The organism is Pseudomonas sp. DR208 (assembly GCF_019823005.1).
GTDB classification, from domain to species: Bacteria; Pseudomonadota; Gammaproteobacteria; order Pseudomonadales; family Pseudomonadaceae; genus Aquipseudomonas; species Aquipseudomonas extremorientalis.
On record NZ_CP081944.1, the window covers coordinates 5,261,849 to 5,282,378 of the forward strand.

The 20,530-nt window shown below is 60.3% G+C and carries 18 protein-coding genes and 2 tRNA genes; 8 read left to right on the forward strand and 12 right to left on the reverse strand.

The features are described 5' to 3' along the window. Positions 1 to 85 precede the first annotated feature (85 nt). On the forward strand, positions 86 to 1,801 hold the full coding sequence (locus K5K89_RS23715; RefSeq protein WP_071489295.1) for a proline--tRNA ligase: 1,716 nt from the start codon (positions 86 to 88) through the stop codon (positions 1,799 to 1,801). Positions 1,802 to 1,821: 20 nt separating this feature from the next. Then, positions 1,822 to 2,775, forward strand: coding sequence for a hypothetical protein (locus K5K89_RS23720; RefSeq protein ID WP_222540366.1), 954 nt, complete (start codon positions 1,822 to 1,824; stop codon positions 2,773 to 2,775). Positions 2,776 to 2,905: 130 nt separating this feature from the next. On the opposite strand, the gene dinB is transcribed toward K5K89_RS23720, so the two are convergent. Continuing rightward, the gene (dinB, locus tag K5K89_RS23725; RefSeq protein ID WP_222540367.1) at positions 2,906 to 3,964 is read right to left on the reverse strand and encodes a DNA polymerase IV; all 1,059 of its coding nucleotides are present in this window, start codon (positions 3,962 to 3,964) and stop codon (positions 2,906 to 2,908) included. 279 nt (positions 3,965 to 4,243) lie between these two features. On the opposite strand from dinB, the gene K5K89_RS23730 reads away from it, so the two are divergent. The 4 genes from K5K89_RS23730 to K5K89_RS23745 all read left to right on the forward strand — a co-directional run bounded on the left by K5K89_RS23730 (position 4,244) and on the right by K5K89_RS23745 (position 8,804). Further along, positions 4,244 to 4,320, forward strand: a tRNA-Met gene (locus K5K89_RS23730). Between the two features lie 205 nt (positions 4,321 to 4,525). After that, positions 4,526 to 4,602 (forward strand) — tRNA-Met (locus K5K89_RS23735). 279 nt (positions 4,603 to 4,881) lie between these two features. Next, positions 4,882 to 7,524, forward strand: coding sequence for a bifunctional lysylphosphatidylglycerol flippase/synthetase MprF (mprF, locus tag K5K89_RS23740; RefSeq protein ID WP_071489293.1), 2,643 nt, complete (start codon positions 4,882 to 4,884; stop codon positions 7,522 to 7,524). Beyond that, positions 7,524 to 8,804, forward strand: a complete 1,281-nt coding sequence (locus tag K5K89_RS23745) for a virulence factor family protein (RefSeq protein ID WP_071489292.1) — start codon at positions 7,524 to 7,526, stop codon at positions 8,802 to 8,804. Before mprF ends, K5K89_RS23745 begins: the two co-directional genes overlap by 1 nt. A 77-nt stretch (positions 8,805 to 8,881) precedes the next feature. On the opposite strand, the gene recJ is transcribed toward K5K89_RS23745, so the two are convergent. Continuing rightward, a complete protein-coding gene (gene recJ, locus K5K89_RS23750; protein ID WP_222540368.1) occupies positions 8,882 to 10,591 on the reverse strand; it encodes a single-stranded-DNA-specific exonuclease RecJ in 1,710 nt (569 codons plus the stop codon). A 60-nt stretch (positions 10,592 to 10,651) separates the two neighbouring features. Further along, complete coding sequence (locus tag K5K89_RS23755) at positions 10,652 to 11,194, reverse strand: YaeQ family protein (RefSeq protein WP_032858231.1); 543 nt, start codon at positions 11,192 to 11,194, stop codon at positions 10,652 to 10,654. A gap of 136 nt (positions 11,195 to 11,330) precedes the next feature. On the opposite strand from K5K89_RS23755, the gene K5K89_RS23760 reads away from it, so the two are divergent. After that, positions 11,331 to 12,530, forward strand: a complete 1,200-nt coding sequence (locus tag K5K89_RS23760; protein WP_222540369.1) for a CaiB/BaiF CoA transferase family protein — start codon at positions 11,331 to 11,333, stop codon at positions 12,528 to 12,530. Positions 12,531 to 12,756: 226 nt separating this feature from the next. On the opposite strand, the gene K5K89_RS23765 is transcribed toward K5K89_RS23760, so the two are convergent. Then, positions 12,757 to 13,041, reverse strand: a complete 285-nt coding sequence (locus K5K89_RS23765) for a DUF3509 domain-containing protein (protein ID WP_071489289.1) — start codon at positions 13,039 to 13,041, stop codon at positions 12,757 to 12,759. 314 nt (positions 13,042 to 13,355) lie between these two features. On the opposite strand from K5K89_RS23765, the gene K5K89_RS23770 reads away from it, so the two are divergent. Continuing rightward, positions 13,356 to 13,556 carry a hypothetical protein gene (locus K5K89_RS23770; RefSeq protein ID WP_043205840.1) on the forward strand — a complete coding sequence of 67 codons (201 nt, stop codon included), beginning with the start codon at positions 13,356 to 13,358 and terminating at the stop codon, positions 13,554 to 13,556. An 88-nt stretch (positions 13,557 to 13,644) separates the two neighbouring features. On the opposite strand, the gene thrC is transcribed toward K5K89_RS23770, so the two are convergent. The 8 genes from thrC to rpsP all read right to left on the reverse strand — a co-directional run bounded on the left by thrC (position 13,645) and on the right by rpsP (position 20,381). Beyond that, positions 13,645 to 15,054 carry a threonine synthase gene (thrC, locus tag K5K89_RS23775; RefSeq protein WP_222540370.1) on the reverse strand — a complete coding sequence of 470 codons (1,410 nt, stop codon included), beginning with the start codon at positions 15,052 to 15,054 and terminating at the stop codon, positions 13,645 to 13,647. A 67-nt stretch (positions 15,055 to 15,121) separates the two neighbouring features. Then, a complete protein-coding gene (locus K5K89_RS23780) occupies positions 15,122 to 16,426 on the reverse strand; it encodes a homoserine dehydrogenase (protein WP_071489287.1) in 1,305 nt (434 codons plus the stop codon). A gap of 129 nt (positions 16,427 to 16,555) precedes the next feature. Next, on the reverse strand, positions 16,556 to 17,287 hold the full coding sequence (locus tag K5K89_RS23785) for a thioredoxin fold domain-containing protein (protein ID WP_010207987.1): 732 nt from the start codon (positions 17,285 to 17,287) through the stop codon (positions 16,556 to 16,558). A 139-nt stretch (positions 17,288 to 17,426) separates the two neighbouring features. Beyond that, a complete protein-coding gene (gene xerD, locus K5K89_RS23790) occupies positions 17,427 to 18,323 on the reverse strand; it encodes a site-specific tyrosine recombinase XerD (protein WP_093125056.1) in 897 nt (298 codons plus the stop codon). Between the two features lie 113 nt (positions 18,324 to 18,436). Further along, positions 18,437 to 18,787 (reverse strand): 50S ribosomal protein L19, encoded by a 351-nt coding sequence (rplS, locus tag K5K89_RS23795; protein ID WP_003175895.1) that lies wholly within the window; start codon positions 18,785 to 18,787, stop codon positions 18,437 to 18,439. A 45-nt stretch (positions 18,788 to 18,832) separates the two neighbouring features. Next, positions 18,833 to 19,606, reverse strand: a complete 774-nt coding sequence (trmD, locus tag K5K89_RS23800) for a tRNA (guanosine(37)-N1)-methyltransferase TrmD (protein WP_016971933.1) — start codon at positions 19,604 to 19,606, stop codon at positions 18,833 to 18,835. Continuing rightward, positions 19,588 to 20,124 (reverse strand): ribosome maturation factor RimM, encoded by a 537-nt coding sequence (rimM, locus tag K5K89_RS23805; protein ID WP_053135622.1) that lies wholly within the window; start codon positions 20,122 to 20,124, stop codon positions 19,588 to 19,590. The genes trmD and rimM overlap by 19 nt, the downstream gene beginning before the upstream one ends. 5 nt (positions 20,125 to 20,129) lie before the next feature. After that, positions 20,130 to 20,381, reverse strand: a complete 252-nt coding sequence (gene rpsP / locus K5K89_RS23810) for a 30S ribosomal protein S16 (protein ID WP_003175899.1) — start codon at positions 20,379 to 20,381, stop codon at positions 20,130 to 20,132. Between the last annotated feature and the right edge of the window lie 149 nt (positions 20,382 to 20,530).

The window sequence follows — 20,530 nt, forward strand, 5'->3', positions numbered from 1 at the left end:
CTGCGTTCTGATGCCTGTACTCCAGCAGCCGGCGCCCGTACAATCCCAAGTCATTTCAAGTCCAAGCAACCGACAACGGCCTACCATGCGTACCAGTCAATATTTGCTCGCCACACAGAAAGAAACGCCTTCAGACGCGGTCGTGATCAGCCATCAGCTGATGCTGCGCGCCGGCATGATCCGCAAACTGGCCTCCGGCCTGTACACCTGGCTGCCCATGGGCTTGAAGGTGATGCGCAAGGTCGAAGCCATCGTTCGTGAAGAAATGAACGCCGCCGGCTCTCTGGAAGTGTTGATGCCGAGCACCCAACCGGCTGAACTGTGGCAGGAATCCGGGCGCTGGGAAGAGTACGGCCCGGAGTTGCTGCGCTTCAAGGATCGCCATGGCCGGGATTTCTGCGCCGGCCCGACCCACGAAGAAGTGATCACCGACCTGATGCGCAACGAGCTGAGCAGCTACAAGCAGTTGCCGCTGAACCTGTATCAGATCCAGACCAAGTTCCGTGACGAAATCCGCCCACGCTTCGGCTTGATGCGCGGTCGCGAATTCATCATGAAGGACGCCTATTCGTTCCACGCTGACCAGGCGTCCTTGCAGGTCACCTACGACCGCATGCACCAGGCCTACTGCAACGTGTTCACGCGCCTGGGCCTGAAGTTCCGCCCAGTTGAAGCCGACAATGGCTCCATCGGCGGCGCCGGCTCCCACGAATTCCACGTGCTGGCCGAGTCCGGCGAAGACGACATCGTGTTCAGCAACGGCTCCGACTACGCGGCGAACATCGAGAAAGCCGAAGCCGTGCCACGGGAAACATCCCGCCCGGCGCCGGCCGAAGAACTGCGCCTGGTGGACACGCCGGATACCAAGACCATCGCGGCCCTGGTGGAGAAATTCAATCTGCCGATTGAAAAGACCATCAAGACCCTGATCGTGCGCGCCGAGGAGGAAGGCAAGCTGATCGCCCTGGTAATCCGTGGCGACCACGAGCTCAACGAAATCAAGGCCGCCAACCAACCTGGCGTGGCCAGCCCGCTGGTCATGGCCACCGACGCCGAACTGCGCGACGCCATTGGCGCCGGTGCCGGTTCGCTCGGCCCACTGAACCTGCCGCTGCCGATCATCATCGACCGTTCGGTCGAGCTGATGAGCGACTTCGGGATCGGCGCAAACATCGACGACAAGCACTACTTCGGCGTGAACTGGGAACGTGACCTGCCGGTGCCGACCGTGGCCGACCTGCGTAACGTCGTGGCCGGCGACCCTAGCCCGGACGGCAAGGGCACCCTGGAAATCAAGCGCGGCATCGAAGTCGGGCACATCTTCCAGCTGGGCAACAAGTACAGCAAGGCAATGAAGTGCGAAGTGCTGGGCGAGAACGGCAAGCCGATCACCCTGGAGATGGGCTGCTACGGCATTGGCGTATCCCGCGTGGTTGCCGCTGCCATCGAGCAGAACAACGATGACAAAGGCATTATCTGGAGTGACGCCCTGGCGCCGTTCCAGGTCGCCCTGGTGCCGCTGCGTTATGAAACCGAGCAAGTGCGCGAAGCCACCGACAAGCTCTATGCCGAATTGACGGCTGCTGGTTTTGAAGTGCTGCTGGATGACCGGGACAAGAAAACCAGCCCGGGCATCAAGTTCGCCGACATGGAACTGATTGGCATCCCGCACCGGATCGTGGTCAGTGACCGCGGCCTGGCCGATGGCAATCTGGAATACAAGAGCCGGACCGAAGCCGAAGCCCAACCGTTGCCGGTGGCTGACGTGCTGTCTTTCCTCCAGGCGCGTATTCGTCGCTGAAAACCAGATCAAGAGAAGTCATGTTCAAGCGAAACACCAGAGCCCTGGGGGGCGCCGCCTTGTGCGGCGCCCTGCTGGTCAGCGGCTGCGCCAACCAGATGTCGCAACGCAGTGAGCACGAGGAGCGGGTCGAGCGTAAGTTGCTCGACCACAGCCTGCAGATCGATGTCGGCGAGCCCAAAGTGCTGGAGCTGCCGCAACGCCGGGTTCGCATTCACGAGCAGAAGACCTTCGAGGTCACCGAGTTCGAAGTCACCCGTCGTTACGACCGCTATACCCCTTACCAGCCCTGGCGCAAGCTCTACGAGATGCCCTTGGGTGCAGTCGCCCTGGTGGCGGGCGCGGGCGCCAACGTGGCGAATATCTTCGCCCTCGGCCACCTGCCGACCAGCATGACCCATGACTGGCTGATCTATGGCGTGGACGGCCTTAACCCGTTCATGAACGTGCAATCCCACGGCCGTGCGCAACAGAACCTGGCGGGTATCGATGAAGTCCAGCGCGACAAGCGCGTGGAGTATTCGAGCCTGCCCTGGAGCGAACGCCCGGTGCAGGTCACCGCCGGCAAGCAGACCCATGAGTTGACCACCGACCGCAACGGCGTCCTGCGCCTGAACCTGTTGGACAGCCCATTTGCCGAGCAGGACCTGAACCGCGTCACGACCTTGAAGATCAGTGTGGAAGATGGCCAGGACGATGTGCATTCGGACTCGACCCTGGCGATCAGCAGCACCCTGCGCGGCAAGTTGCTGGAAGCCCACGGCCTGATCTACGACGACTTGGAAGACGACGAAGTCAGCCAGTGGGTGCACCGGGTCAAGCGCTTGTCGGAACTGGGCCTGGAAGAAGAAGCCAGCGAACTGGAACAGAGCCTGATCGAACTGACCCGCAATGATCCCGAGTTGCAGCAAGAGTTTCTGCAGGCGCTGACCAAGGATGCGGGGCGGCTAGTCGCAGATCCTGGAGCACGCTGAGCCCCTCAAATTGTTGGCGGTCAAATGTGGGAGGGGGCTTGCCCCCGATTGCAGCGGGTCAGCTATAGATAGGCTGGCTGACCCACCGCTATCGGGGGCAAGCCCCCCTCCCACAATTTGCTCCCCATTTTTACCAGGAGAATTCGAGCTGCTCGTTGCCGTTACTCAGATCCAGCAAGCGCACCCCAATCCCCAACAAGCGCACCGGCTTCCCCCCCCGGTTGAACGCCTGCGTCAGCAACTGTTGATAACTCTCCAGGTCCCGCCCTGCCCCCGCCTGCTCCAATGTGGTCTGGGTAAAGTCATGAAACTTCACCTTCACGAACGGCTTGCCGGCCCGGTAACTGCTGTCGATGCGCGCCATGCGCCCGGCCAGGGTTTCCATCAGCTCCGGGAGTTTGGCCAGGCAGCTTGAGAGATCCGGCAGGTCGACATCGTAGGTATTTTCCACACTGATCGATTGCCGACGACTGTCGTTCTGCACCACACGGTCATCGATCCCACGCGCCAGGCTCCACAGCCGCTCGCCAAAACTGCCGAATTCGCGCACCAGCGCCAGCTTGTTCCACTCGCGCAGTTGCAGGCAGTCTTCAATGCCCAGGCGTGCCAGTTTATCGGCCGTGACCTTGCCCACACCGTGCAACTTGCTGACCCGCAACTGCGAGACAAAATCTTCGACCTGGTCCGGGGTAATCACAAACAGGCCGTTGGGCTTCTTCCAGTCGCTGGCGATCTTGGCCAGGAACTTGTTCGGCGCCACGCCTGCGGACACGGTGATATGCAGTTGGTTGGAGACACGGCGACGAATGTCCTGGGCGATGCGCGTGGCGCTTCCGCCAAAGTGCGGGCTGTCGGACACATCCAGGTAAGCCTCATCCAGCGACAGCGGCTCGATCAGGTCGGTGTAGTCGCGAAAGATCGTCTGGATTTCCTTGGAGGCTTCCTTATAGGCATCCATGCGCGGCTTGACGATGGTCAGGCCCGGGCACAGCTTCAAGGCATGTCGCGACGACATGGCCGAGCGCACGCCATAGGCGCGTGCCTCGTAGTTGCAGGTGGCGATCACCCCGCGCCGGTCCGCCGAGCCGCCCACCGCCAGCGGTTTTTGCGCCAGGCTCGGGTCATCGCGCATCTCGATGGCGGCGTAGAAGCAATCACAGTCGACGTGGATGATTTTGCGCTGCGTCATATAAACGGGGTGTTTACCTACGGGTGGCCAGTATCGCACTCACACCTGTATATAGCACCAGTAGTTTGAATCTTCCGCTTGAGCGGTAGGAAAATTCCAGGATGAATTTATTTTCTCAATCGGATTTGCCCTTACGATAGAGCTGAAAGCCTCGGCCAGACTGGGCCCGAGGGGTATCAAGGGGCCTTTATAGAGAGCTAAGCGATTGAACCACAAGCGCTTTTCTTTAATTCACAGGTTGACACACCGGCGTTCCTCTGTAGAATGCCGACACACAGACGCGGGATGGAGCAGTCTGGTAGCTCGTCGGGCTCATAACCCGAAGGTCGTCGGTTCAAATCCGGCTCCCGCAACCAAACATCAAGAAAGGCTACTCGAAAGAGTGGCCTTTTTTGTGCGTGCCTGTTTTGTCATGTACGAAAATTGTAAGACAAAAAAATCTTTGCCATCGCGCACTTACGGTGCATGACCAACATTCAGAGGCCAATTCACACTTATTTGACCCATCGGCCCGATAACGGTTGACACCTCGGCGTTGGACTGTAGAATGCCGCCCACAGACGCGGGATGGAGCAGTCTGGTAGCTCGTCGGGCTCATAACCCGAAGGTCGTCGGTTCAAATCCGGCTCCCGCAACCAAACATCAAGAAAGGCTACTCGAAAGAGTGGCCTTTTTTGTATCCGGTGAAAAAGTTCTTCTGAAACAATGGCATGGCATCTTTCATGAAACCGCGCGCGGTTTGTAGAGTCCATCTCATTGCAAGCTATGCTCAATGCTCAAGCGCTGCCCTCTACGACCAATGGCCGCAGTCGCCGCCCCCGGCGATACGCGTTAATATTTGTAATTATTTTGTCCATAGGGATTGGTAACTTGGCTGGATACCTCCATCCTGTCGCGCACAATCCACGAGGTGATTGATGCGCGCCAACTCGTCTGAAACACAAGACACTGTCACAGCAGAACAACCGATCACACCCACCCGCTTGCGTTGGCTGGATCTGGTGAGCAAGTATCGGCAGCCTATCGGGCTGGCCGTCACCTTATTGCTGTTTGCCATCGCCCTGATCGCCTGCCGCCACCTGCTGCTGGAGCTGGACCTCTACGCGCTCCACGACTCGATCCTGGAAGTGCCCAAGCCAGCCCTGCTCGGTGCGTTTGCCGCAGCCGTCGCCGGTTTTGTCATTCTATTAGGCTATGAGTTCTCCGGCGCCCGCTATGCCGGCGTGAACCTGCCCGCCAAGACCCTGGCCCTCGGTGGTTTCACCGCCTTCGCGATTGGCAATGCCATTGGTCTGTCGATGCTTTCCGGCGGATCGGTGCGCTACCGTTTATATGCACGCCATGGCATCGGTGCATCCGAAGTCGCCCATATGACCGTGTTCGCCAGCCTGGCGCTGGGCACTGCCCTGCCGCCACTGGCTGCATTGGCAACACTGAGTAACCTGCCCGCCGCATCAACCTACCTGCATTTGCCACAAGCGGTGCTGGGCGGTATTGCTGGCGCGGTGCTGCTGTTGTCGGCGGTCTTGTGCATCGGCATTTATCGCCGCCGCCTGCCGGAACAGCCCTACCCGGACAACCTGCTGGTAAAAGCCGGCCGCCGCACCTTGCGCCTGCCGGGCCGTCGCCTGACCTTCCTGCAACTGATCATTACCGCACTGGACGTTGCCGCTGCCGCTACCGTCCTTTATATGCTGCTGCCGGAGGCGCCACCCTTCGGCCCCTTCCTGCTCGTGTACCTGCTGGCGCTGGCCGCCGGTGTACTCAGCCATGTACCGGGTGGTGTGGGTGTATTCGAAGCGATCCTGCTGGCGGCGTTCGCCGACAAACTGGGCGCCGCGCCACTGGCCGCCGCCCTGCTGCTGTACCGCATGATCTACGTGGTGCTGCCTCTGCTGATCGCCTGCGTGTTCCTGCTGGTCAACGAAGCCCAGCGCCTGTTCCAGACCCAGCAAAGCCTGCGGGTCGCCTCGGGGCTGGCAGCGCCGGTACTGGCCGTCCTGGTTTTTTTGTCCGGCGTGGTCCTGCTGTTCTCTGGCGCCACGCCCGAAATCGACTCACGCCTGGAAAACATCGGCTTCCTGATTCCTCACCGCCTGATTGACGCCTCGCACTTTGGCGCCAGCCTGATCGGCGTGTTGTGCCTGTTGTTGGCCCAGGGCCTGCGTCGACGCCTGTCGGCCGCCTGGATGCTGACCATGGTGCTGCTGCTGGTGGGCGCCCTGCTCTCGCTGCTCAAAGGCTTCGACTGGGAAGAAGCCAGCCTGATGACCATGACCGCGATCCTGCTGGCGATCTTCCGACGCTCGTTCTATCGCGCCAGCCGCCTCACCGAGCTGCCCTTCTCGCCGCTGTACCTGGTGGCCAGTGTCTGCGTACTCGGGGCGTCGATCTGGCTGCTGCTGTTTGCTTACCAGGATGTCCCGTACAGCCATCAGCTGTGGTGGCAGTTCACCCTGGACGCCAACGCCCCACGTGGCCTGCGCTCGCTGCTGGGCGCCGCCGTGTTGCTGGTGATCGTGTCCCTGACCTGGCTGCTGCGTACTGCGCGCCCGGTGATCCATCTGCCGACACCCGATGAACTGGAGCGCGCCAGCAAGATCCTGATGGCCTCTTCCCAGCCTGACGGCGGCCTGGCGCTCACCGGCGACAAGGCGCTGCTGTTCCACCCCAATGATGAAGCTTTCCTCATGTACGCCCGTCGCGGCCGCAGCCTGGTAGCCTTGTACGACCCGATTGGCCCCACCCAGCCACGGGCCGAGATGATCTGGCAGTTCCGTGACCTGTGCGACATCCACCACGCCCGCCCGGTGTTCTACCAGGTGCGTGCGGAGAACCTGCCGTACTACATGGACATCGGCCTCACCGCGATCAAACTGGGCGAAGAAGCCCGTGTCGACCTCAAACGCTTTGACCTGGAAGCCAAGGGCAAAGAGATGAAGGACCTGCGCTACACCTGGAACCGTGGCTCGCGGGATGGCCTGTCCCTGGAGATCTGCGAACCGGGCACGGCGCCGATGGACGAACTCAAGGTGATCTCCGATGCCTGGCTGACCGGCAAGAACGTACGGGAAAAAGGCTTTTCCCTGGGACGCTTCAGCGACGACTACCTCAAGCACTTTCGCATCGCGATCATTCGCTTCGAAGGGCGCCCGGTGGCCTTCGCCAACCTGCTTGAGACCTACAACCATGACCTGGCCAGTCTCGACCTGATGCGCGCCCATCCGGACGCGCCCAAGCTGACCATGGAATTCATGATGGTCGGCCTGATTCAACATTATAAGAGTCACGGCTATGCCCGCTTCAGCCTCGGCATGGTGCCGTTGTCGGGCCTGCAACCACGACGCGGCGCCCCGTTGACCCAACGCCTGGGCTCGATGGTGTTCCGCCGTGGCGAGCAACTGTATAACTTCCAAGGTTTGCGCCGCTTCAAAGACAAGTTCCAGCCTGACTGGGAACCCCGTTACATGGCCGTGCCCGCAGGACTTGATCCGCTGGTGGCACTGGCCGATACCGCCGCCCTGATCGCGGGCGGCTTGACTGGATTGGTGAAACGCTGATGATTCGACGCTCCTGGCGGTATGTATTGGCCTTTGTAGTGCTGCTCGCCCTGGTCCTGGGTGGCGGCTATTGGTACTGGAACCGCCCTGCCCCTCAGCCGGTGCTGGAGCAACTGCCCCAGGCCGACGGTTCGGTCATGACCCGGGTGACCCCCAACGGCACGCCGAAAGCCCGCGTGGCCGTGGCCGTAATGGCCGATGAAACCCTGACCGACAGCCAGTTGATTGCCCTGAGCCAAGGCGGCAAGGCGCAGATTGTCCAGGTGGTCCTGCCCAAGGATGACTGCAAGCTGCAGGAACAAGCGCTGCAAGGCGCCCTGGCCCAGCTCAAGGGCCCGGCGACACTGGTCAGCGGCATCGGCCCTGGCGCTGCCCTCGCCTGGCGCTGGCTGGCCACCCAGAACGACGACAAGGCCAACGCCATCTCCGTCGGCTTCGCCCTGGTGCAGGAAGGCTGCAAGGACCCACTGCCGAAGACCGCCGCCCACGGCAACTGGCTGGTGGCCTGGAACGACAACCCTGACGATGAAAGCGCCAGTTTCGTACGCGACACACCGCGCGCCACCACCAGCATCAGCGACTACGACATTCATTACCCGCAAGTGCTGAACAACGAGCTGCGCAAGCAACTGGTGGGCTCGGACAATGGCGGCCTGGCAATACCGGTGGTTGAAGTACCGGCCGGCCAGGCCAAGGACACTGTCACCCTGTTCCTGTCCGGCGACGGCGGCTGGCGCGACCTCGACCGTGACGTGGCCGGTGAAATGGCCAAGATCGGTTATCCGGTGGTGGGCATCGACACCCTGCGCTATTACTGGCAGCACAAGACCCCGGAACAAAGCGCCAAGGACCTCACCGAGCTGATGCAGCACTACCGTCAGAAGTGGGGCACCAAGCGCTTCGTACTGACCGGCTATTCGTTCGGTGCCGATGTACTGCCGGCCATCTACAACCGCCTGCCGGAGAACGAGCAGCAGCGTGTGGACGCAATCATCCTGCTGGCATTCGCACGGACTGGCAGCTTCGAGATTGAAGTCGAAGGCTGGCTGGGCAACGCGGGCAAAGAAGCGGCCACAGGCCCGGAAATGGCCAAACTGCCGGCTGACAAAGTGGTGTGCATCTACGGCGCCGAAGAAGTCGACGAGAGTGGCTGCACAGACAAGACGGCTGTAGGTGAAGCCATCAAGTTGCCAGGCGGGCATCACTTCGATGAGAACTACCCGGCGCTGGCCAAGCGGTTGGTGGATATCATCGTCAAGCACCAAACCAAAACCGAATAAGCCCGAGCCTTACACAAATCAAAATGTGGGAGGGGGTTTTGCCCCCTCCCACATTGGTTTTGTGGTGTTGGTGAGATCTAACGCGGCTCGATGTGCGCGATCATCAACTGCACGGTTTCATTCCCGCGAAACTCGTTCACATCCAGCTTGTAAGCCAATTCCACCCAACGCACCGTCGGGTTCGGCCAGACCTCACGGTCCACGCCAAATGCAATGCCATCCAGCTTCACCGACCCGCACTCGCTCTTGAGCACGACCTTCAGGTGCCGCTCCCCCACTACGCGCTGCTCCACCAACTGAAACACGCCATGGAACAACGGCTCAGGGAAGTGCTGCCCCCACGGCCCGGCATGCCGTAGCGCACGGGCCAGTTCCAGATGAAACTCTTCCACTGCCAGGGTGCCATCAGACAGCAGGCGCCCGGTCAGGTCTTCTTCGCGCAGTTGCCGACGCACTTCGGCATCGAAGGCTTCGGCGAACAACGGGAAGTTTTCCTCGGGCAATGTCAGCCCTGCCGCCATGGCGTGACCGCCGTATTTGCTGATCAGGTTCGGATGCTGGCTGGCGACCACCGCCAGGGCGTCACGGATATGAAAACCCTGCACAGAGCGCCCAGAGCCCTTGAGCAAACCGTCGCCAGCGTCGGCGAAGGCAATGGTTGGGCGGAAATAGCGCTCTTTCATGCGCGACGCCAGAATCCCGATCACACCTTGGTGCCATTCCGGGTCGAACAGGCACAAACCGTAGGGCATCGACTCCACCGGCAAGTCCTTGAGCTGGGCCAGGGCCTCGCGCTGCATGCCTTGCTCGATGGATTTGCGGTCCTGGTTCATGCCGTCCAGTTGCGCGGCCATTTCACGGGCCGCGGCCACGTTGGTGGTGAGCAGGCACTCGATGCCCAGGCTCATGTCATCCAAGCGTCCGGCTGCGTTCAAACGCGGCCCGAGGATGAACCCCAGGTCGGTGGAGGTGATACGCGCGGCGTCGCGCTTGGCCACTTCCAGGATCGCCTTGATCCCCGGCCGTGCACGACCGGCGCGGATACGTTCCAGCCCCTGATGCACCAGGATGCGGTTGTTGGCGTCCAGGGGCACCACGTCAGCGACGCTGCCCAAGGCGACCAGGTCGAGCAACTCGCCGATGTTTGGCTGTGGCTTGTTCTCGTACCAGCCCATACTGCGCAGGCGCGCACGCAAGGCCATCAGCACGTAGAAGATCACGCCCACGCCGGCCAGCGCCTTGCTCGGGAATTCACAGCCGGGCTGGTTCGGGTTGACGATGGCATCTGCCGCCGGCAACTCGTCGCCGGGCAAGTGGTGGTCGGTCACCAGCACCTGCAACCCCGCCGCCTTCGCAGCTGCCACACCTTCAACGCTGGAGATGCCGTTGTCCACGGTGATCAGCAACTGCGGCTCGCGCTGCAGGGCCACCGCGACGATTTCCGGGGTCAGGCCATAGCCGTATTCGAAACGGTTGGGCACCAGGTAATCGACATGGGCCGCACCGAGCAAGCGCAGGCCCAAGGTGCCCACGGTGCTGGCGGTGGCGCCGTCGGCGTCGAAGTCACCGACAATGAGGATGCGCTGGCGTTGCTCCAACGCCGTCACCAACAGGTCCACCGCCGCGTCGATGCCCTTGAGCTGCTGATAGGGAATCAACCGCGCCAGGCTTTTATCCAGCTCGGCCTCGGATTGCACGCCGCGCGCAGCATAGAGGCGGGTCAACAGCGGTGGCAATTCACCGAGAAACGGCAGGACGGCAGGCAACGGGCGGGGATCGATACGCATGGGGTGACGAAAACTTCTCTTCTGATACGGAAATAAAACAGGTGACCGGCGGCGACTCAATCAACCGCGTTCGCCGACCAACCACTGCAACTGCACTTCGTGCTGGCCGCGGTCGTCGGTGACGAAGATCGTGCCTTCGCTGATCATTACATCCCACTTGATCACGCGGGGCATATCCTTGGCCAGGGTCTCCAGGACTTCCTGCGGCACAGCGGCGATGTGTACGTTTTTCAGGTTGTTTGCCACCGGCACCACCTTGCCTTCCCACACTCGCAAGCTGCCGTAGGCCAGCAGGCTGGTGCGTTCGGTGCGGCGCGAGCACCAGGTGAGGCGGTCGGCATCGGGCTGGCCGACTTCGATCCAGTGCAACACCCGGTCATCCAGGCTTTTTTCCCACAGGGCTGGTTCGTCTACGTCTGACAGGCCACGCCCGAACGACAACTGCTCGTTGTACCAGAGTGCGTAGGCCAGCAGACGCACGGTCATGCGCTCTTCGGTTTCCGACGGGTGGCGGGCGATGGTCTGTTTGACGCTCTCATACACCGAGCGGTCAAGGTCAGTGAGGTTGAGTTCGAATTTGTAGGTCGTGGACGGCTGGGCCATGAACGGGCTTCTAGAGACAGGGAAAGGCGGCCAGTCTAACCGATGAGGAGGCCAATCAACGAATCCTGCGCTGCCCTGGGCTGCTCGCCTATGTTAAAAGGCATCACACCACCGCCCTGCGCAGACAAGGATCCTCATGTCGTTCAATGCCAAACCACTTGCCGGCCTGAAAGTCATCGAACTCGGCACCCTGATCGCCGGCCCGTTCGCCTCACGAATCTGCGCGGAGTTCGGCGCCGAGGTGATCAAGGTCGAATCGCCGGACGGCGGCGACCCGCTGCGCAAATGGCGCAAGCTGTACGAGGGCACGTCGCTGTGGTGGTTCGTGCAGGCGCGCAACAAGCAGTCGCTGACGCTGAACCTCAAGCACCCGGACGGCCTGGCCATTCTCAAGCAACTGTTGGCGGACGCCGACATCCTGATCGAAAACTTCCGCCCCGGCGTGCTGGAAAAACTCGGCCTGAGTTGGGAGACCCTGCATGCGCTGAATCCCAAGCTGGTGATGGTGCGTCTCTCCGGCTTCGGCCAGACCGGACCGATGAAAGACCAACCCGGGTTTGGTGCAGTCGGCGAGTCCATGGGCGGCCTGCGCTACATCACCGGTTTCGAAGACCGCCCGCCGGTGCGCACCGGCATTTCCATTGGCGATTCGATTGCCGCATTGTGGGCAGTGATCGGCGCGCTGATGGCGCTGCGTCATCGCGAGGTCAACGGTGGCCTGGGCCAGGTGGTGGATGTGGCACTGTACGAAGCCATCTTCGCCATGATGGAAAGCATGATCCCCGAGTTCGACGTATTCGGCTTTATTCGCGAACGCACCGGCAACATCATGCCCGGCATTACACCCTCCTCCATCCACACCAGCGCCGACGGCAAGCATGTGCAGATCGGCGCCAACGGTGATGCGATCTTCAAGCGCTTCATGTCGGCCATTGGCCGTGAGGACTTGGCCAACGATCCGGTGCTGGCCAGCAACGACGGGCGTGATGGCCGCCGTGACGAGCTGTATGGGGTGATAGATCGTTGGGTGAATTCGCTGCCGCTGGACCAAGTGGTCGACCTGTTGAACAAAGCCGAGGTGCCTGCCAGCCGGATCTACAGCGCCGAGGACATGTTGGGCGACCCGCAATTCCTCGCCAGGGAGATGTTCCTCAAGGCCCGGCTTCCCGGCGGCAAGGAATTCAAGATGCCGGGCATCGTGCCCAAGCTGTCGGACACGCCGGGCAGTTGCGAATGGGTGGGGCCGCAACTGGGTGAACATAACAGCGTAGTGCTCGCTGGCCTGGGCTACGACGCGGCCGCCATTGTGCGCTTGCGCGAGGAAGGCGCGATCTGATGTCCCATTCCGCCAGGCTTTGGCACCAGATGCCCTGTGCCAGATGACTTGCCTGACAAATCGCAGGCAAAAAGAAACCCCAAAGCGTGGGGAGACACTTTGGGGTTAAACGTGGCCTACAAAGACCAGTACAGCAAGGCACAAACACCGGAGCACAATGTTTGCTCTTGCTGTTACAAAGTCTGACCGGTCGCGCTGTAGGAAGTTTCCATAGTTAAACAATTCTTCATGCGGCGGTGGCGTTGCGAGTCAGGGCTGCGTTGCGCAAGGCCGCGATGACCGAAGGCTCCAGACGTCCTTCGGCAATTTTGATGTCACGCAGCAGACAATCCACCACATCCACCAGCACGCGCTTGTCCATCAATTGGGCGCGGTCGACGTCACGCTCGACCACGATGGCGCCAGCAGGATTCTTCACGGTTACCAGGCACTCGTCCTGCACACCAGAGGTGGTCAGCGTAACCTGATAAGGGCTCAGTGCTTCTTCGAGCAATAGGCTGATACTTTCCATCTCGATCACCACTCAATAGTTCGGGAACAATCGTTTCAACGGGAGCTGCATCTATCCTAAGTGACTGTTTGTGACGTAGGAAAGTTCGCTTTATCGTCTTTATGGGGCCGTCAGGGGGTGACGGATTCCAGCATGCGCTTGCAACATGACAACCTAAAAACGACGGCACATAACTGCTTACGCAATGGCAAGTCGTTTTGGGGTTTGCCCAAGGGTCAGATCAGAGGTGGTTCCTATACTCGGTGAGCGCTGGTGACGCTGCCAAGCAGATAAAAGCGCATGTCAGAAGGCCCTTACTGCGAAGGATAAAGACGATGCTGGAACACGACAAAGAGCAAGCGGCGCTAGAGAAGATTCACGCCGACATATCACGCATTTATGCGGAGCAACGCAAACTCACTGCCGAGACCCACAAGATAACCCGTGAGAATTTCTGGTATCCATTGGGTGTCGTCATGGCCATGTTTACGGCGTTCAGCACTGTCTTGGCCATCGTGCAGAAACTACTCACGTAGCTGCGTGTACCAAACGGGGCCTGCCAGAAACGAAAAACGCCGCTGACCCAAGGAAGGGAAAGCGGCGTTTTTGTCTGCGCTGTGTGCCTTACAACGGCTTACCCCGGTTGCCATGCTGGCTCACAAACGCCTGCACGGCCTTCAGGTCATTGGCCAACACGGTGCAACGCTCTTCACGCTCGAACAGGTCAGCCAGGTGCGCCGGCAACTCCAGCGCCTTGCCAACACCGGCCTTCTCCACCGCTTCCGGGAATTTCACCGGATGGGCGGTGCCCAGGATGACCATCGGGATATCCAGGCTGCGACGGCACTCGCGGGCGGCCTTCACGCCGATGGCGGTGTGTGGGTCGAGCAGCTCGCCGGTCTGGGCATAGACTTCTGCGATGGTTTCGCAGGTCTGCGCGTCGTCCACGGCCAGGGAGTCGAACAGCTTGCGGGTTTCGGTCCAGCGCTCTTCATCCACGCTGAAACCGCCGCCGCTCTTGAAAGTGTCCATCAAGCCGGCAATCGCCGCACCGTTGCGACCGTGCATGTCGAACAGCAGGCGTTCGAAGTTGGACGAGACCATGATGTCCATGGACGGCGACAGGGTCGCGTGCAGCGTTTCCTTGACGTACTGGTTACCGCTCATGAAGCGGTGCAGGATGTCGTTGCGGTTGGTGGCGACGATCAACTGGTTGATCGGCAGGCCCATGTTGCGCGCCAGGTAGCCGGCGAAAATGTCGCCGAAGTTGCCGGTCGGCACCGAGAAAGACACTGAACGTGCAGGGCCGCCCAACTGTAGCGAGGCGTGGAAGTAGTAGACGATCTGGGCCATGATCCGCGCCCAGTTGATCGAGTTCACCGCCACCAGGCGCGTGCCTTTCAGGAAGCTCTGGTCGGCGAAGCTGTTCTTGACCATTTCCTGGCAGTCATCGAAGTTGCCTTCGATGGCGATGTTATGGATGTTCTCGCCAAAGATGGTGGTCATCTGGCGCCGCTGCACTTCCGACACGCGCTTGTGCGGGTGCAGGATGAAGATGTCGACATTTTCGCAGTGCTTGCAGCCTTCGATGGCCGCCGAACCGGTATCACCGGAGGTGGCGCCGATGATCACCACGCGCTCGCCGCGCTTCTCCAGCACATAATCCAGCAGACGACCCAGCAGTTGCAGGGCGAAGTCCTTGAACGCCAGGGTCGGGCCGTGGAACAACTCCAGGACCCATTCGTTGCCGTTCAGTTGGCGTAGCGGTGCAATGGCGTTGTGGGAAAACACGCCGTAGGTTTCTTCCAGGATCTTCTTGAAATCGGCGTCCGGAATGCTGCCGGTGACGAACGGGCGCATCACGCGGAACGCCAGTTCGTGGTATGGCAGGCCAGCCCAGGATGCGATTTCCTCTTGGGTGAAACGTGGCAGGTTTTCCGGCACGTACAGGCCGCCGTCCGTGGCAAGGCCTGCCAGCAGGACGTCTTCGAAATTCAGGGCCGGTGCCTGGCCGCGGGTGCTGATATAACGCATGACTGGCTCCTCTAGAGCATTCTTGAGCAAGGGCCGCCGAACCTGCGGGGCCCTTGCCGCAAAACCATTAGTTCAGGTGTTCGACGCGGATCCGCACCACCGGCCCGACCACGCCTTGCAAGGCTTCCAGGGCGGCGATGGCATCGTTGATATGCTGTTCGAGCACGCGATGGGTGAGCAAGATCATCGGCACCTGGCCGTTTTGCTCCTCGACTTCCTTCTGCATGATCGACTCGATATTGATACCGCGCTCAGACAGGATGCTCGCCACCTGGGCCAATACGCCCGGGTGGTCCTGGGCCTGGATGCGCAGGTAGTAGGCGCTTTCGCAGGCTTCGATCGGCAGGATCGGGTGGGCCGACAGCGAATCCGGCTGGAACGCCAGGTGCGGTACACGGTTTTCCGGGTCGCTGGTCATGGCGCGGACCACGTCCACCAGGTCGGCGATCACCGACGAAGCGGTGGGCTCCATACCGGCACCGGCGCCGTAGAACAGGGTCGAACCGGCCGCATCACCGTTGACCATCACCGCGTTCATCACGCCATTGACGTTGGCGATCAGGCGGTCGGCCGGGATCAGCGTCGGGTGTACCCGCAGTTCGATACCGGCCGGCGTGCTGCGCGCCACGCCCAGGTGCTTGATGCGATAACCCAGGGCTTCGGCGTAGTTCACGTCGGCGGTGGTCAGCTTGGTGATGCCTTCGGTGTAGGCCTTGTCGAACTGCAGCGGAATACCAAAGGCGATGGACGCCAGGATGGTCAGCTTGTGCGCGGCGTCGATACCTTCCACGTCGAAGGTCGGGTCGGCTTCGGCGTAACCCAGGGCCTGGGCTTCGGCGAGGACGTCTTCGAAGGTGCGGCCCTTCTCGCGCATTTCGGTGAGGATGAAGTTGCCGGTACCGTTGATGATGCCGGCCACCCAGTTGATGCGGTTGGCGGACAGGCCTTCACGAATCGCCTTGATCACCGGAATGCCACCAGCCACCGCAGCCTCGAACGCCACGATCACGCCCTTCTCACGGGCCTTGGCGAAGATTTCGTTGCCGTGCACCGCGATCAGTGCCTTGTTGGCAGTGACCACATGCTTGCCGTTTTCGATGGCCTTGAGCACCAACTCGCGGGCCACGGTGTAGCCGCCCACCAGTTCGATCACGATATCGATTTCAGGGTTGGTGGCCACGGCGAAGACATCGTTGGTCATCGCAATACCGGTCGTTTCGAACTGAGGCTTTGGCGAACGCGTGGCAATTTGTGCCACTTCAATTCCACGCCCTGCACGGCGGGAAATTTCTTCAGCGTTACGCTGAAGTACGTTGAAGGTGCCGCCACCGACGGTCCCTAATCCACAGATGCCTACTTTGACCGGTTTCACTGAAGAACTCCCCATGAAACGGCCGACGCGAGGTCGGCCGTGGAAAACAGCCGCACGACTGCGGCTTTCAATTAGTGGCCTGTCGGCTTATCCACAGGCCATGATCGCCAAAGGTTCGACGATGCTGGTTTATTTGGCACTCAGCGCCAGTTTCGCAACTTGTGGTGCCGGCTGATAGCCCGGAATCACTTGGCCGTCAGCCAAAACGATGGCCGGTGTACCGTTGACGCCGATGGACTGGCCCAGGGCAAACTGCTTGGAGACCGGGTTGGCGCATTTGGCAGCCTTGATTTCCTTGCCGTCGACCATCTTGTCCATGGCCGCTTTTTTGTCGGCCGAGCACCATACGGCTTGCAACTGCTCGTCACCCGGCGAACCCAGGCCCTGGCGCGGGAACGCTACGTAGCGTACTTCCACGCCCAGCTTGTTCAGCGCAGGCACTTCGGCGTGCAGCTTGTGGCAATACGGGCAGGTGGTGTCGGTGAACACGGTGATGTGGGTCTTGGTCTCACCGATAGCCGGGTACACCACGGTCTCGGCCACTGGAATGCCATTGATCAGCTTGGAAACACCCAGGCGTTCGGCTTTTTCAGTCAGGTTGACCGGCTTGCCGTCCTTCAACTGGAACAGGTAGCCCTGGACGATGTACTGACCATCGGCACTGGCATACAGCACGCGGCTGCCCTTGAGCTTGACTTCGTACAGGCCGGCCATCGGGCTGGCGCTGATGCTCTCGATCGGGGTGTCGAGTTGCAGGTTGGCCAGGCTCTTGCGGATGGTCTGCTCGGCGGCGTCATCGGCGAAGGCAAAGGTGGAAACCAACGCAATGGCTGCGGCGGCAATAATCTGGGTCAAGCGCATGGGAACTCCTGAAGGCAGATGCAGGGACGCGCAGTAACACTGCTTGGAAACACAGGTCTGGGTCGTCCCCTTTGCTAACCGGCAAAGCCTACCACAGTTGGGCCGCAGGGCAGCCCGCGGCCGGATAAATTGGACGTTTTCAGCCTCGCGGGTGGTGCTTGGCGTGCATATCCTGCAAACGCGCGCGCGCCACGTGGGTGTAGATCTGGGTGGTGGATAAGTCGCTGTGGCCGAGCAGCATCTGCACCACACGCAAATCCGCACCGTGGTTGAGCAAATGCGTGGCGAATGCATGGCGCAGTGTGTGCGGCGACAGCGCCTTGCCGATCCCGGCGACCTTGGCCTGGTGCTTGATGCGGTGCCAGAAGGTCTGGCGAGTCATCTGTTCGCCACGCAGGCTGGGGAACAGCACATCACTGGGGCGTCCACCGAGCAGTTCGCCGCGGGCATCGCGCATGTAGCGCTCGACCCACACAATCGCCTCCTCGCCCATCGGCACCAGCCGTTCCTTGCTGCCCTTGCCCATCACCCGCAACACGCCCTGGCGCAGGTTGACCTGCTCCAGGGTCAGGCTGATCAGCTCGGTCACCCGCAGGCCGCAGGCGTAGAGCACTTCGAGCATGGCGCGGTCACGCTGACCGATGGCTTCGCTGAGGTCGGGGGCGGCGAGCAACGCCTCCACGTCGGCTTCCGACAGGGATTTGGGCAATGGCCTGCCAAGTTGTGGCATATCGACTTGCAGGGTGGGGTCGAGGGCGATCAGCTTTTCTCGCAGCAGATAGCGATAAAAACCACGTACGCCGGAGAGGAATCGCGCAGTGGAGCGTGGCTTGTAGTTCTGCTCCAGGCGCCAGGCCAAGTGGTCGAGAATCAGCTCGCGGCCGGCGTTGATCAGTTCGAGATTTTTCTCCTGCAACCAGCCATTGAACAGCGCCAGGTCGCTGCGGTAGGCCTGGCGGGTATTGTCCGACAGGCCTTTTTCCAGCCACAGGGCGTCGAGGAAACGGTCGATCAGGGGGTGGTCAATGGCAGGCATAGGGGCTCGAACAGAAAAGTGGGAGAGGCTGCTGGCATCCTATCTCGGACCTCAAATCGCAGGCACAAAAAAGCAGCCCGTAGGCTGCTTTTTTCTGCATCGGAAAGCTGGACTTAAGCCAGTTTTTCCTTGATGCGAGCTGCTTTACCGGACAGGTCACGCAGGTAGTACAGCTTGGCTTTACGTACGTCACCGCGACGCTTGACGGCCATGCTGTCGATTTGCGGGCTGTAGGTCTGGAAAGTACGCTCTACGCCAACACCGTTGGAGATTTTACGAACAGTGAAAGCACTGTTCACACCACGGTTACGCTTGGCGATTACCACGCCTTCGAACGCTTGCAGACGCGAACGGTCGCCTTCCTTCACTTTCACCTGAACGACAATGGTGTCGCCCGGGGCAAAGGTAGGGATCTCTTTGGTCATCTGCTCTGCTTCGAGTGCAAGGATGATTTTGTTAGTCATGCTGTGCTCCTAAGGTAAGTCAATGGACCTACCATCGATACGTTGTTAACTATCGTCCCGCGCGAGGATGTATTCCTCGAGCAGCTTCTTCTCTTCTCCAGAAAGCGAGCGGCTTTCCAGAAGATCGGCGCGTCGTTCATAGGTCCGACCAAGGGACTGCTGTAAACGCCAACGCCGGATGTGTGCGTGATTGCCACTTAGCAATACGTCGGGAACACGCTGATCCGCATACACCTCCGGTCGGGTGTAGTGCGGGCAATCCAGCAAACCATCCGTGAAGGAATCTTCCTCCGCGGAGTCCACATGCCCTAAAGCTCCAGGCAGCAGTCGTGTAACCGCATCTATCAGGACCATCGCCGGCAGCTCGCCACCAGACAGGACATAGTCCCCAATCGACCACTCTTCATCGACATGAGCTTCAATAAAACGCTCGTCAATGCCTTCATAGCGACCGGCAATCAGGATCAGTGCTTCCTCATTCGCCAGTTCGCGGACCCCAGCCTGTTTCAGCTGACGGCCTTGAGGGGACAGGTAAATCACCTTCGCCTTCTCCCCGGCGGCGGCCTTGGCCTGAACCAACGCGTCTTCCAGGGGCTTGATCTTCATCACCATGCCCGGGCCACCGCCAAATGGGCGATCGTCCACAGTGTGATGTCGATCCGTCGTGTAGTCTCGCGGGTTCCAACAGGTAAGCTGCAACAGCCCCTGTTTCACCGCCCGACTGGTGATGCCGTACTCGCTGATGGCGGAAAACATCTCGGGAAACAAACTGATCACTTCAATGCGCAAATTAGCCACGCTTAGAAGTCCGCGTCCCATTCCACCTTCATCTCGCCCGCTGCCAGGTCGACGGCCAACACACATTGCTCGGTATACGGCAACAGGCGTTCGCGATCATCCAGGCTGCCAGCGCAAGGCTTGACCACCATTACATCATTGGCGCCGGTTTCCAGAAGATGATCGATTTTCCCGAACAGTTGCCCGAGTTGATCAATAACCTTCAGACCTTCCAGCTGGTACCAGTAGTACTCGCCGTCGGTCAATTCAGGGAACAGGTTGCGCGGCACGCAGATCTCATAACCGGCCAGAAGACGAGCTTCTTCACGATCATCAAGACCCTTGAGCTTTGCGACCAGGAACTTGTCGCTCCCGCGTCCACTGACCAGCTCGACCTGTTTCACACTACCCTCGCGCTTGAGCGTCCAGGTTTTGTACTGCAACAGGTTTTCAGTCGGATCAGTAAAGGAATACACCTTCACTTCGCCGCGAACGCCATGAACCGAGTAAATCTTGCCGATAACGATCAAATCATCAGCAACAGCTGGCGTCGCGTTCATATTGCTCAGGCTGCGGCCTTAGCCGAGTCCTTCAACAGTTTTGCAACGCGCTCGGATGGCTGTGCACCCACGCTCAGCCAGTAGGCTACGCGCTCTTGGTTCACGGACAGACGAACTTCTTGACCACGAGCAACAGGGTTGAAGAAACCAACCTGTTCCTTGTGCGAACCGTCGCGCGGGTTGCGGCTGTCGGTTACGGTCAAGTGGTAAAACGGGCGCTTTTTGGAGCCGCCAAGGGCAAGACGGATTGTTAGCATGTGAACATCGTTCCTGTAGTCGGTGCTGCAAATCTAAATGCACAGCGGGCATAGGTGCCCGAAAGGCCGCATATTCTAAGGAATATCCGGACTTTTGCAAATGTCTTTTTCCGGCGCCTATCAGCGTGCCATCCAGATTTGCTATAGAG

Excerpts from the sequence above, each read along its gene's own strand:
- rpsP (WP_003175899.1), bottom strand. The coding sequence starts at position 20,381 with ATGCTAACAATCCGTCTTGCCCTTGGCGGCTCCAAAAAGCGCCCGTTT.
- xerD (WP_093125056.1), bottom strand. The coding sequence starts at position 18,323 with ATGCCTGCCATTGACCACCCCCTGATCGACCGTTTCCTCGACGCCCTG.
- K5K89_RS23745 (WP_071489292.1), top strand. The coding sequence starts at position 7,524 with ATGATTCGACGCTCCTGGCGGTATGTATTGGCCTTTGTAGTGCTGCTC.
- K5K89_RS23720 (WP_222540366.1), top strand. The coding sequence starts at position 1,822 with ATGTTCAAGCGAAACACCAGAGCCCTGGGGGGCGCCGCCTTGTGCGGC.
- dinB (WP_222540367.1), bottom strand. The coding sequence starts at position 3,964 with ATGACGCAGCGCAAAATCATCCACGTCGACTGTGATTGCTTCTACGCC.
- K5K89_RS23715 (WP_071489295.1), top strand. The coding sequence starts at position 86 with ATGCGTACCAGTCAATATTTGCTCGCCACACAGAAAGAAACGCCTTCA.
- K5K89_RS23765 (WP_071489289.1), bottom strand. The coding sequence starts at position 13,041 with ATGGAAAGTATCAGCCTATTGCTCGAAGAAGCACTGAGCCCTTATCAG.
- K5K89_RS23755 (WP_032858231.1), bottom strand. The coding sequence starts at position 11,194 with ATGGCCCAGCCGTCCACGACCTACAAATTCGAACTCAACCTCACTGAC.
- rplS (WP_003175895.1), bottom strand. The coding sequence starts at position 18,787 with ATGACTAACAAAATCATCCTTGCACTCGAAGCAGAGCAGATGACCAAA.
- K5K89_RS23785 (WP_010207987.1), bottom strand. The coding sequence starts at position 17,287 with ATGCGCTTGACCCAGATTATTGCCGCCGCAGCCATTGCGTTGGTTTCC.
- mprF (WP_071489293.1), top strand. The coding sequence starts at position 4,882 with ATGCGCGCCAACTCGTCTGAAACACAAGACACTGTCACAGCAGAACAA.
- K5K89_RS23760 (WP_222540369.1), top strand. The coding sequence starts at position 11,331 with ATGTCGTTCAATGCCAAACCACTTGCCGGCCTGAAAGTCATCGAACTC.
- trmD (WP_016971933.1), bottom strand. The coding sequence starts at position 19,606 with ATGGGACGCGGACTTCTAAGCGTGGCTAATTTGCGCATTGAAGTGATC.
- thrC (WP_222540370.1), bottom strand. The coding sequence starts at position 15,054 with ATGCGTTATATCAGCACCCGCGGCCAGGCACCGGCCCTGAATTTCGAA.
- K5K89_RS23770 (WP_043205840.1), top strand. The coding sequence starts at position 13,356 with ATGCTGGAACACGACAAAGAGCAAGCGGCGCTAGAGAAGATTCACGCC.
- rimM (WP_053135622.1), bottom strand. The coding sequence starts at position 20,124 with ATGAACGCGACGCCAGCTGTTGCTGATGATTTGATCGTTATCGGCAAG.
- recJ (WP_222540368.1), bottom strand. The coding sequence starts at position 10,591 with ATGCGTATCGATCCCCGCCCGTTGCCTGCCGTCCTGCCGTTTCTCGGT.